The sequence below is a fragment of the Niabella soli DSM 19437 genome, assembly GCF_000243115.2.
GTDB lineage: Bacteria > Bacteroidota > Bacteroidia > Chitinophagales > Chitinophagaceae > Niabella > Niabella soli.
This window is the reverse complement of the sequence record NZ_CP007035.1, coordinates 4,372,571-4,385,233: the sequence shown is the minus strand read 5'-3', so window position 1 is coordinate 4,385,233 and position 12,663 is coordinate 4,372,571. Positions and strand designations below refer to the sequence as shown.

The window sequence follows — 12,663 nt, the reverse complement described above, 5'->3', positions numbered from 1 at the left end:
GCATTAATGAAGACATTCACCGACTGCTCTTTTTATCTTCACCTGTTAAAAAATTAAATAACCGAAAGGAGCCAGAGACTTTTCTGTTCCATTAAAAACATCTCTGACCATTAAAAAAATAAAAAATGAAAAAAATCGGAATTCTTTTTGGAAAAGAGCGTTCATTTCCCGAAGCATTTGTACAACGGGTGAACAGCAAAAATATAGAGGGTATCATGGCCGAGCCCGTTCGGATCGATAAGGCATTGCAGGGCCAGCCATCGGGTTACAGTGTGATCATTGATCGCATCAGCCAGGATGTTCCGTTCTACCGCACCTGGTTAAAGAATGCAGCACTCACGGGTACTGCGGTGATCAACAACCCCTTTTGGTGGAGCGCAGACGATAAGTATTTTAACAACTGCCTGATGACACAGATAGGCGTTCCGGTTCCGAAAACCGCCATCATCCCTTCCAATGAGCACCCCGACGATACTTCTGATTCCTCATTCAGCAACCTGGCCTATCCTTTGGATTGGGAAGCGATCTTTAATGAAGTAGGATTTCCCGCTTATATGAAACCCTTCGCAGGCGGCGGGTGGAAGCATGTGTACAGATTAAATGATAAAGAAGAATTTTTCGAAAAGCACCGGGAAACCGGCCAACTGGTAATGCTGCTGCAGGAAGAAATTGTATTTGAAGAGTATTATCGCTGTTATTGCATCGGCGGAAAATATGTGCGCATTATGCCTTACGAACCCCGTAACCCCCATCACCTGCGTTATGTAGCCGACTTCTCTCCGACACCGGAAAAATTACAGGAAATGACTGAGATCGTTCTTAAGATCAACAGTTATTTAGGATATGATTTTAATACGGTGGAACTGGCGCTGAGGAACGGCGTGCCTTATGCCATTGACTTTTGTAACCCGGCGCCGGATGCCGATATCAAAAGCGTGGGCGCTGAAAATTTTGAATGGGTAGTGGAAACGGCCGCTAACTATGCAATAGAAAAGGCACAGGCCAACCAGCCGGGCACCGACAACCTTACCTGGGGGAGGTATGTGAAGGAAAGCGCCGGAAGACTAATTTGAAAATTTGAAAATGTGGTAATGTGATAATTATGCGCTCGTTCAAATAAATACGCACATTTACAAAAATCAATTCATTCTCAAATTCCCACATTTTCACATTCTCACATTCTCACATTAATAAAATGAGCATCAATTATAAAACATTCACCCTTGGGGTAGAAGAAGAATACATGGTATTGGATAAGGATACCTTTGAGCTGAAGAGCCACGAGCAGCGCATTGTACAGGAGGGACAAAAGATCATCAAGGATAAGGTAAAGGCGGAAATGCACCAGGCTGTAGTGGAAGTTGGTACTGATATCTGCCAGGACATTGACGAAGCGTTCAAAGATGTTTCGTTGTTGAGAAAGACCATCTCCGATATTGCCGGGTCGCTTGACCTTACCCTGGGCGCTTCGGGCACCCACCCCTTTAGCCATTGGGAAAAACAACTGATCACCGATCATATCCGCTATAACGAAATTGTAAACGAGCTCCAGGAGGCTGCCCGCAGTAACCTCATCTTCGGCCTGCACGTGCATGTGGGCATGGAAAGCCGGGAGCTGGCCAATCACATCGCAAATTCAACACGTTATTTCCTGCCGCATATTTTTGCACTGAGCACCAATTCCCCCTTTTGGGAAGGAAGAACCACGGGCTATAAATCGTACCGCACCAAGGTTTTTGATAAATTTCCCCGAACGGGCATACCCGATGCTTTTGAAAGCATTGAAGCGTATGACAACTACGTGAAAATGCTCATCAAAACCAATTGTATCGATAATGCCAAAAAGATCTGGTGGGACCTGCGGGTACACCCCTTTTTCAATACTGTTGAATTTCGCATTTGCGATATACCGATGACGGTGGATGAAACCATCGCGATAGCAGCTTTGTTCCAGGCAGTTTGCGCGCGTATTTATATGTTGCGCAGCAAGAATATGAACTATATTCAATATTCACGCCCGCTGATTAATGAAAACAAATGGCGGGCAAGCCGCTATGGTATCGATGGGCACCTGATCGATTTTGGAAAGGAAGAAGAAGTAAACACCCGGGCCCTGATCTATGAATTGCTCGATTTCCTGGACCCTGTTATCGATCACCTGGGCAGTCGCCACCGCATCGATTATGTGCATAAAATTTTAGAACGGGGCACGGGGGCAGACCGGCAGTTGGCGATCTTTGAACAAACCAAAAACCTGACCGATGTGGGAAGGTATATCAGCGAAAGCTTTTTAGAGGGTGCACAGTAGCAGAAGAGGAGCTCACAGATTGCACGGATTCTCACAGAAGGCTTTTATGATCTGTGCAAATCTGCGGAATCTGTGAGGAACAATAGTATGAAGCAATATTTCAGCCCCGTCCTTTTTATTTTACCCGCGGCTCAGCATCTTTTTCTATCTTGTGCGGTTTCCCAACCTCCAATGGGAACAGGACAACAACAGGAAGCAGATGAAGCCGAGCATAACAGATCAAAAAACAAGCGCATTACTATTATCACCCGGCAAAACCGGTGAAAAGAAAGGGTTATTACAAATTCTGACGGTAGATAAAACCATTCATCCGCCAGTATATAAAACAGAACCCATCAATTCCCGGCTTGCTATAGGAGCCTTCGGCAGGCTACCGGATAAGCTACTAAAACTCTTTAATTTATTTAGTGAGGAATCGATGATGAAAACAACGGTCCCCATTAAACAATTATATGATGCGCAACAAAATGATTTAGCATACCCTGCTTTCCAAAAAAAAGAATTAATCCGGCATCAATATGATCTGTTCCGGGAACTGAAGCCTTTTATGGGTACTATTAAATGGTACCATACCTACCCGGGGGCAGGGGGGCGAATGATTACGGCGCCTTGCCAACTCTGCATGGAACGCCCCTTCCTTAAATTTAATGTGGCGAGGGAAGATGCGCATTATGTTATCGAAACAATCATTGAATTAAAGAATTCAGATTATCCGCTGAACGCTTTTCAACGGGATGCCTTCTTCATCCAAAAAGACAACAACTATTATTTTCTTCCGCTCCGCGATGCACAAACACTGGATTGGCTGGAAGCACAATTGCTCCATTACAGTCAATTCAAAGATAAAAATCAATTGGGTCTGATATTGGACACCTTACAGGATAAATACCCTGTAAACCGTAATGAATGGGAACGCAAGGAAACAATTGAGGTGTTGCCGCAACCGCGCGTGCTGCTAAGCGAGCTAAACGACTCTTTTTTAATGTTCACTCCGCAGTGGCTGTACGATGGCTGGCTGGTGGAGGGCGATTGGGAGCCTGAAACCACTATTCATCAAAAAGATACCGCGCTGATCATTTCCCGGAATAAAGCTGCCGAAGAAAAATTAACAACCCTCCTGCTTTCCCTGCACCCCAAATTCGCCGATCAAAAAAGGGGCTATTATTATCTTTCATTTGCCGAAGCCCAAAAACGGCAATGGTTTCCCAGGGCCTATCATCAATTGCTGACTTCAGGCATCGAGCTGGCGGGCATGGACCTGTTAAAACATTTCCGCTACTCACAACATCTTCCTGAAACCGATATGGAGTTGGTTACGGAAGACGGCCGTTCCTGCACCTACAAATTAGTCGTGCAGTTTGGAAAAGAAACGCTTTCGACAGCCGAACTGCAAAAAGTATTATGGGGCGGGCAAACAGCCGTATTGCTGAAAGACGGCTCATTGGGATTGCTCAACGCTGATTGGATGCAACAATACGCAACGCTTATCAAACATGGCAAAGTCACCAAACAGCATTTGGTTGTTTCCCGCTGGCTGCAATTGTCCTTGCAAGCTTCCGAACAGACCGGCCGCCCAACAGAAGGGGAAGTAACGACGTGGTGGCAACGCTGGCAACAGTGGCAGCAGGGCCAGACCGTACATCCTGTGCCCGCTTCCATTAATGCAAGTTTGAGGTCCTATCAGCAAAAAGGCTACGATTGGCTGTGCCTGATGGCAGCAGCAGGCGCCGGTGGTTGCCTGGCGGATGATATGGGATTGGGCAAAACGCTGCAATCGATCTGCTTTATTACCAAAATACTGGAAGAACACCCGGGGGCACAGGCTTTGGTTGTATGTCCGGCCTCACTAATTTATAACTGGGAGCAGGAGCTAAAAAAATTTGCACCACATTTACGCACTGTCGTGTATCACGGCGCACAGCGCACGGCTACTATTGATGATCCGGCTGCACAGGTTATTATCACCAGCTATGGTACGCTTCGTGCGGCAGAAGAACGGTTCGCTGTCATTCCTTATAAAGTCGTTTTTATTGATGAAAGTCATAATATAAAAAACCCGGCGGCTAAAATAACCCGGGCCGTCGGCAACCTGCGGGGCGATCTTTTCTTTGCATTAAGTGGAACGCCGGTGGTTAATAATACATTTGACCTTTACGCGCAACTAAACACCGTATTGCCCGGACTTTTTGGCTCCCGGGAGTTTTTTAAGCGGGAATACGCCGATCCTATTGACCGCTATGCCGATGAAGTGAAGCAACAGCAATTACAAAAACTGATCGCGCCTTTTGTACTAAGACGCACCAAGGAGCAGGTAGCCACCGATCTTCCCGAAAAGATGGAAACCATTCTTTGGTGCGATATGGGCGAAAGTCAGCGGGCCGCCTATGAGGAGGTAAAGGAACAGATCCGTGGTGAAGTATTTTCAGGCATCAAAACCAATGGCATTGCTAAAAGTAAGTTGAACGTATTGCAGGGAATTTTAAAACTGCGACAGATCTGCAACAGTCCGCTGCTGGTGGAAGAGGCAGCCGCCTTTAGTTCGGATGCTATAAAAATGAATATACTGTTTGACGAACTGGAGCCAATACGCTCTCAACACAAAGTATTGGTTTTCTCCCAGTTTACGCGCATGCTGGATCTTTTAGCCGAAACCTGCGATCAGAACAACATTTCTTATTTTCATTTTGACGGGCAAACCCCGCCGGCGCAACGTGCCCAAATGGTGGAGACCTTTCAACAACCCGGCAATACCACCAACCTCTTCCTCATTAGTCTGAAGGCCGGGAACGCAGGCCTGACGCTTACTGCAGCCGACTATGTATTTTTATTTGACCCCTGGTGGAACGAAGCGGTGCAGCAGCAGGCTATCAACCGCACGCACCGCATCGGCCAGCAAAAAAATGTCTTTGCCTATAAGATGATCTGTCGCAATAGTATCGAAGAAAAGATCCTCAGGCTCCAGGAGCGCAAACAAAACCTTGCCGCTGATCTTATCAGCACGGATGAAGGCTTTATGAAAAGCCTCAGCCAGGAAGATGTGGAATGGTTGTTTGGGTAAGCGGGAACAAAAAGCCGCAGCAAAATTATTTTGCTACGGCTTCCTCTTTTATATTTTAGCAGATGGGTGTTGCTTCTTTTCCCTTACTACTTAAGATATCCGTAATATTCCGCATCGGTAGCACAATCCCACCAAACCGGCATACTCCAGATATTGGGGTCGGCTGCATGGGGATTTAAAGCTAGTGTGTTTACGGAGTTATAATTTATTTCATAGGTTGGCGGCAGCATCCAGCGGCGCATCCAATACCGGGCATCGGTAGCCCCCGCGCCGGTGAGCTGTGCCTGGCCGGTAAATAACGGCCCCCGCTGGTAACCAGGATAAACCACACCAAAGCCACCCACATTACCTGCGCTGAAGTTGAACCGGCGCATATCATTCCAGTTCTCAATACTGCAACCCATAGCAATATATTTTTGCAGCATAATATCGGCCATTTTCAGATCCCCTGCACCCTGGCAAACCGCAGCGCTGGAAAGATAAGTGCTGATGGCAGTCGGGTCCATTGGCCACATATCAGGATTATTATACTGGGCGGCCTGCCATTGGGATAATTTGGCCTGCATCATATCCAAATGCGCCTGGATACCTGCCCTGTACGCTGTATAAGCACTGCCAGCATCTCCTTTTCGCATATACACTTCTGCCTTAATAAAACACATCTCATGGTAGGTGAGTATCTCCTGATCGGAAACCGGGCGGATCTGGAACGAACCTGTAGAGCCGATCGCTCCGGCATTAAACCCAACTGCAACAGCAGGTGTGGCGCCAAGTGCACTGGCAGCAGCAGGATACCAATTCACGTCCAGGGCACCCTGGGCAGGGATTCCGGATGTGGCCATAGCGCTGCTGCGCAGGTTTACATAAACAGTATCCCCGGCATACAGATAATTAGTGTTGTTGATATAAAGGGAACCCGGAGCGTAGGTGACTGTTACATCGTTTCCACTGTTGGTAAACGCGCGTCCCGCTGCAGTTTGGGCAGCAATAAAATTGGCACGTTCTGTCGCGTCTGCGATCGTGTACTTAACATTTGTACTTACGGCGGCATAACTTGTGGTTGCAATAGTGGCCGGCCCTCCTTTTACTAAACGGGTGGAAGGACCATAAGAATCAACGCCCACAGAACGATTCCAGGTATAAGAGGCCACTTTCCCATTAGCATCTAATTTAATGTTAGACATGGCTGCGGGTACAATTTTCGTCATACGGGGATCCTTAATACCAGCAGCGCGCATATTGGTGAGCAGGTTATAATAGAACTGAGCAATGCGATTGGAACTGCCGTATCCCGCATAATCAAAATTACCATTGGTTACAACAGGATCTCCCACCAGGTAGTCGGTTACGGTACTATTATTTAAGCCAGGTCCTACTACATTATCGGCAATAGATTGCGGTCCTTTTGACAAACAATACAATATAGAATCTGCGTTATACAAATCTGTCTTTTTCGATAATTTGAGCATGTAACGGGCTTTTAATCCCCAGGCTAGTTTTATCCATTTGTTTACGTCGCCGGCCGTATTCCACATATCTCCGGTGGTAAGCGCCGGCGCCCCTGCTTCCTGTGCTTTGCTGAACAGAACGATGGCTTCATTTAACTTGGCCATACATCCGTTAAAAATCGTTTTGCCATCATCAGGCTTGGGACTTGGGTTTCCGGTTGCAGCCTCGGTGAAAGGCATCTCACCATAAAGATCAAGCATTTCCATGAAACCTAATGCATTGATTACATCAGCCACCCCCATATAATGATAGGCTCCTTTTTTCTGGGCGGCGTTATACATATCAACTACATTCGAAGATACCGCAACAAACCAGGTTTGATAAGGAGTGGTTGAATTAGCGCTGGAGCATTGCCAGGTGGTGCTAAAAGTATTGGCGCCGGCGGTAGTACTGTAATAAACTCCCGACTGGCACGACGTACGAAAATTGGTAACCCCCGACGAATATTGATAAAAATGCTCGATCCATGGCAGCCGGTTCTCAATTAACACACTTTGGTTATTCGGATTATCCGGATCCGTATTCACATCCAGCCACTTTTTACAGGAAGCCAGCCCTGATACCAATATACAACCGAGTATGATATATTTTAATTGTTTCATAATTTACCTTTTTGCATTAGTTAAAATGTAAGATTTACCCCGAATGTGAAACTTGCAACTGCGGGCACACCTAAATAATCAATACCGGTAGAGCCGGAACCTCCGGTGCCACCTGCAGCGCTTACCTCGGGATCCATCCCTTTGTAATTGGTAAGGGTAAATAAATTGGTACCTACGGCCGTTGCAGAAAGCGCCTTAATAACTTTTTTATTCTTCAGCATATCAGAGAAGTCGTACGTCATAGACAGGGAGCGCAGTTTGAGCCAGTTCACAGAAGTAATAAAATTCAGGGAATTGGCCGCGTAGTTAGCCCAATACTGTTGAACCATATAGGTTCCGGCATAGGTTTTTCCACCAATTGTATAGGTTTGACCCGCCTGATATGTTTGGGTGAAATCCTGGCCCGTCTGGCTGTTAACGCCGGTTACCGTTACCGATTGCCGGTCATTCAGCAATGTTTTTTTGCTCAACCCGTTCACGACCATCGCATACTCGGTACCATTGTATACATCGCCGCCCTTGCGGATATCAAGCAGGAAAGACAATGAAAGGTGTTTGTACCGCAACGTATTGTTGAAACCTGCAATAAAATCAGGCTCGCGATTACCCACAACCGGGTTAGTCGTGTTCAGCTTATACAATCCGGTAGTAGGATCAACCTGGTAACGCCCGTTCGGAATTTCTTTGCCGTTGGCATCCAGTTCACGCAAATAGGGTTGACCGGTCATTCCAAGAAAATAACCACCATTGGGAATGGAAGCAGCTTTCACCGTTCCAAACTGGGCATCAGTGGGGTAAAAATAAGCTATGCCTGGTATAAAGGCGCCCAACCGGCCTTTATTATAGGAAAAGTTAAGCATTGTTTCCCATCCAAAATCCTGTTGTACAATCGGTTTTCCCGTAAGCGCAATTTCCATACCCTTGTTAATAACAGAACCCGAATTAAGGGTGCTGAAAATAAACCCTCCGGATTGTGCCAAACGCGGTTGTCCGATCTGATTCTCTGTCTGGCTATGATAGTAGGTATAATCCAAACCAATGCGACCTTTCAGGAACCGGAACTCCCCTCCAATTTCCCATGAATTTTGAATTTCGGGTTTTAAAATAGGATTGCCTGCTGCCCATTGATTCCCCACCGCAGTAAAAGAGCCAATAGTATAAGGAGGATTTACATAAGTATTCGTAGCATAGGCGTTGGCATCTTTACCTACCTGTGCCCAGCTTGCCCGCACTTTACCAAAGGAGAGAATATCATTCTTGGGCAATAACTCTGTAAACACAAAAGAGCCGCTAATAGAAGGATAAAAATAAGACCGGTTCTCTATGGGTAAGGTAGACGACCAGTCGTTACGCCCGGTTGCAGTAAGAAATGCAATATTCTTGTATGATACGCCAATTTCGCCATAAGCGCCTACCAGTCGCTTTCTTGTTGTAGCATCAGTAAAAAACTTATTGGTTGTGGCTATATTATTAAAACTGATCGTACCCGCTGTAATAAAGTTATAGCCCCAATGATTCTGATTGCCTATTTGGGTATTTTCCGATGTAGTACCCAACATCAGGTGTGTATCAAAATCACCAAATGTTTTATGAAAATTACTCATTACAGTTGTGGTAATATACGTGTAGTCAACCAGGTCTTTGCTCAGGCGGCCGTTTTGATACAATGGCGCTACCGCAGAACCTGGAGCGATATAGGTATAATCATTCGTTGCATACTGGTCATAACCCAGGCGGGCAATAAGATCCCACCAATCGGCCACTTTATAATTAGCATTTACGCCCCCGGTAAAACGTTTTGTTTGAGAGGTCAAGTTATCCTTGTTAATAATCCAGTAAGGGTTGTCAATATCGCCTTCCAAAGGAAGCGTTCCGCCAAATATCCGGTGTTGTGAGCCGTCCGGATTTATATAATTCCTGATATCAAACGTACGAGGCCAGGTATACAAAGCCTGCATACTACCTACACCATTATAGCCCCCACCCGACCACAATCCGGCAGTAGTCAATGTCCGGTTAGTGTTGGCAATAGAATAGGCAACGTTGGCATTCAGCGTCAGGCGCCCGTATTTTTGTTCCCCGTTAAAGCGAAAAGTAGTTTTATCATAACCGGTGTTAGGAACAATCCCGGTTTGGTCATAGTTAGACGCCGACAAATAAAAAGAGCCGTTTTTGGTACCGCCTGTTACGTTTACGTTATTATCATACACGATGCCGTTTTGAAAAAAATTACCCACATTATCGTATATCGTACTGTCGGTCGGAATTTTTTGTCCCCAGTTACTATAGGTAGTCGTATTAAGAACACCGTTGGCAGCATTGGTTCCATTACCAAATACCGTTTGAGATTCGGGTAGCTTATTTGCCCAGGAAGTGCTCACTTTACTATTCACGCTAACCGTAACCCGGCCTTCTGCTCCTTTTTTTGTAGTAATGATCACCACACCGTCAGCCGCACGGGAGCCATATAACGCGGCGGCCGCTGCTCCCTTCAAAACCGAAAGGCTTTCAATATCCTCGGGGTTAACATCCATGATGCGATTAGAATACGTGGTATTGCTCCGGGACAAACCATCGGTACCTGTATTACCGGTAACTGTAGTGGAGTTGTCATATATAATACCGTCGATAACAAATAACGGCTGATTCTGGCGGCCCTCTGATGTGGAGTTACCACCACGGATCGTGATTGATGCCCCCGCGCCCGCAGAACCACTAAACTGCGTAATGTTTACACCCGGAACCTTACCCGCTAAAGAATTAACAACGTTGGTATTTTTATTTTTCATCAACTCTTGCGCGCTCAGTTCCGTCACAGAATAGCCCAGGGCTTTTCGTTCTTTTTTAATACCCATTGCCGTAACCACCACATCGCTTAACTGGCCGGAGGCTCCTTTTGACAAATGCACCTCCATACCCGCCCTGGCGTTTATTTTTTGCGTTGTATACCCTACATAGCTGAATTCCAGCAATGCGTTTCCGCTCGCGTCAATGGTAAATTTACCGTCGCTATTGGTAGTTGTAGCCCTGGAAGTGCCGCTTACTGCTACCGTTACGCCTGCCAGCGGCGTACCCTCATCAGATAGCACCGTTCCACTAATGGAGGTTCTTTGAGCTATCAGATTGTTCGTAATCATGCCGAATAACACCAACATGATCCAACTAAAAAGCTTCCGTTTTCTCATACCTTTACTTTTTTGTTTTTTTGTATAAAAGCCACCCAACCATTACCCCTGCCTTACGAATCAGTTAAATCTCGGCTCAGGGTGCGCCTGTTTTTATTTATCCTGGTTACGGCTGTTGATCCTACCCAGTTCAGTCAATAATTTTCCTGTTACCAGCCCGTTGTCTGGGTGAGCGTGAATCCTTTGTTCTTATATTCGTTTATTTGTTGGGTACCTACAGGTGACAAATAATTTTTATCAGAGAAACCCAGCCGGTTTTGGCCATTCTGCACCACCCAAAAACCTACCATTGCGCTTGCGTTCGTTCCATCCCAGGTAACAATGCTACCATCCGCTTTTTTTACTTTCACCGTTCCTTTTGTTGCGGTGGTTAATGCTGTTGGAAGTTCAGCAGGGATATTAACCCAGGGACCAAGGAAGTAATCCGCATTGGTACTGTAATCCATATAATTTAGCTTCTTCCACCTTTTCAGATCCAGCAAACGGAAACCTTCGAACGCAAACTCCATACGCCGCTCCCTGCGTATTTCCCATATCAGCGCCGGCACGTCTACATCTCTTGCAGGGTCATTGGGCAATGAAGCCAATTGTAAATGAGCGGTTTTTTGCACGCCTTTTGCAGCAGCGGCAGCATCCAGAGGACGATCGCGGATTGCATTAATAGATTTATCCAGGTCGGCCTGTGTTACTGCCGGGCCGCCGTAGTTTTGGGCCAGTATAGCTTTTGCTTCAATCCAGTTTAGCACCACCTCGGCTAAACGTATCACCGGCGCATCGCTTGTATTGGTATTGCTACCCCAGGCCGCCGGATAAGTTTTACCAATGTAAGTAATCGCGTCTCTTGATGCGAATTTATACTGGTATAAAAGAGTGGCAGAAGCCGGATTAACCTTATCAATAAAAGAGGCTTCAAAACGCGGGTCCCTTGTTTTAATAAGATCGGCCATCGAAAAGCTGGCTGCATTAGGAACCGTTGAATTTTGCCAGTTCTGTCCGTCAGTAGCAATAAAAGATTTCATCAGGACCAGATTTCCATCAACTCCGTCGGTTTCTGTTCCGTTAGAGTAAGAACCGATCGAATGGGTTACCTGCAAAGAGGCATCATAAGCCCGGTATAAAAGGACTTCAGGGTTGCCTGCCAAATTATCTGATGCAAAAAGGGCTTTAAAATCACTTGAAAATTTATACGCCGGATTGCTCATCACAATCGCTGCTGCATCAACCGCAAACTGAAGGTATTTTTGAACTCTCGCCACGTCCATACCCCGGTAATGTTCATAAGTTCCCTCAAATAACATAAACCTTGAAATAAAGGCAGCAGCTATATACTGGTTTAAATATTGTGCCCCATCATTCGTTCTGATATTGGCCAAAACATATTTAAAATCGTCGTATACTTTATCCATTACCACTCCCCTGCTATCCCTGTCCTTGTATAATGTTGGCAGGTCTGTTTCAGAAATTACCTTATCGAAATACGGTACATCGCCAAATACGCTCACCAGGCGCGCATATTCGTACCCTCTGAAGAACCGGGCCACGGCGCTCCAATGTTTATAGGCTTCATCTGTAATTTTTGGCTTGGCAACACTATCCACCCGGTTAATAAAGAGATTCGCTTTCCGCACCCAGGCAAAATCCCATGTAGGACCTGCATATTGCGACATCCAGGCAGCTCCTTCAGAAGAGGAGCCACGTGAAGAAGGAATGGTGCTTTCAAAATTTGATTGCACATTTTTACCCGTTACATCATCATTAAAATTATAGCCCATAGCTGGCGCATAATCCCAGGTGAAACTTTGACCATAGCCATTGAAATAATTCGTATAAAACCCATTGGCGAACATACGGATATCATCCTCGCCTCTCCAGAATTTAGACGGGTCGTCTATATAACTGGTTAAAGGAGGCCGGTCTAATAAATCCTTATTACAGGAAACAAAAAACAGGCTCGCTATACAAAAACCAAAGATATATTTATAGTTATTCATTGTATTTGAT

Annotated in this window: 6 protein-coding genes; 3 read left to right on the top strand and 3 right to left on the bottom strand. The window is 45.8% G+C overall.

The window, feature by feature from the left end:
• Positions 1-125 precede the first annotated feature (125 nt).
• The 3 genes from NIASO_RS18395 to NIASO_RS18385 all read left to right on the top strand — a co-directional run bounded on the left by NIASO_RS18395 (position 126) and on the right by NIASO_RS18385 (position 5,366).
• The gene (locus NIASO_RS18395; protein ID WP_008588496.1) at positions 126-1,073 is read left to right on the top strand and encodes an ATP-grasp domain-containing protein; all 948 of its coding nucleotides are present in this window, start codon (positions 126-128) and stop codon (positions 1,071-1,073) included.
• 122 nt (positions 1,074-1,195) lie between these two features.
• On the top strand, positions 1,196-2,308 hold the full coding sequence (locus NIASO_RS18390; RefSeq protein WP_008588494.1) for a carboxylate-amine ligase: 1,113 nt from the start codon (positions 1,196-1,198) through the stop codon (positions 2,306-2,308).
• Between the two features lie 199 nt (positions 2,309-2,507).
• Positions 2,508-5,366, top strand: a complete 2,859-nt coding sequence (locus NIASO_RS18385; RefSeq protein ID WP_008588493.1) for a DEAD/DEAH box helicase — start codon at positions 2,508-2,510, stop codon at positions 5,364-5,366.
• Between the two features lie 86 nt (positions 5,367-5,452).
• On the opposite strand, the gene NIASO_RS18380 is transcribed toward NIASO_RS18385, so the two are convergent.
• From NIASO_RS18380 to NIASO_RS18370, 3 genes are all read right to left on the bottom strand, one after another.
• Positions 5,453-7,477 (bottom strand): SusD/RagB family nutrient-binding outer membrane lipoprotein, encoded by a 2,025-nt coding sequence (locus NIASO_RS18380; protein WP_008588491.1) that lies wholly within the window; start codon positions 7,475-7,477, stop codon positions 5,453-5,455.
• A gap of 20 nt (positions 7,478-7,497) precedes the next feature.
• Entirely contained in the window at positions 7,498-10,662 is a 3,165-nt protein-coding gene (locus NIASO_RS18375) for a SusC/RagA family TonB-linked outer membrane protein (protein ID WP_008588489.1), read from the bottom strand.
• Between the two features lie 149 nt (positions 10,663-10,811).
• Positions 10,812-12,653, bottom strand: a complete 1,842-nt coding sequence (locus NIASO_RS18370; protein ID WP_008588487.1) for a RagB/SusD family nutrient uptake outer membrane protein — start codon at positions 12,651-12,653, stop codon at positions 10,812-10,814.
• Between the last annotated feature and the right edge of the window lie 10 nt (positions 12,654-12,663).

Coding starts and splice junctions, on each gene's coding strand:
- NIASO_RS18395 (WP_008588496.1), top strand. CDS start 126: ATGAAAAAAATCGGAATTCTTTTTGGAAAAGAGCGTTCATTTCCCGAA.
- NIASO_RS18390 (WP_008588494.1), top strand. CDS start 1,196: ATGAGCATCAATTATAAAACATTCACCCTTGGGGTAGAAGAAGAATAC.
- NIASO_RS18385 (WP_008588493.1), top strand. CDS start 2,508: ATGAAGCCGAGCATAACAGATCAAAAAACAAGCGCATTACTATTATCA.
- NIASO_RS18380 (WP_008588491.1), bottom strand. CDS start 7,477: ATGAAACAATTAAAATATATCATACTCGGTTGTATATTGGTATCAGGG.
- NIASO_RS18375 (WP_008588489.1), bottom strand. CDS start 10,662: ATGAGAAAACGGAAGCTTTTTAGTTGGATCATGTTGGTGTTATTCGGC.
- NIASO_RS18370 (WP_008588487.1), bottom strand. CDS start 12,653: ATGAATAACTATAAATATATCTTTGGTTTTTGTATAGCGAGCCTGTTT.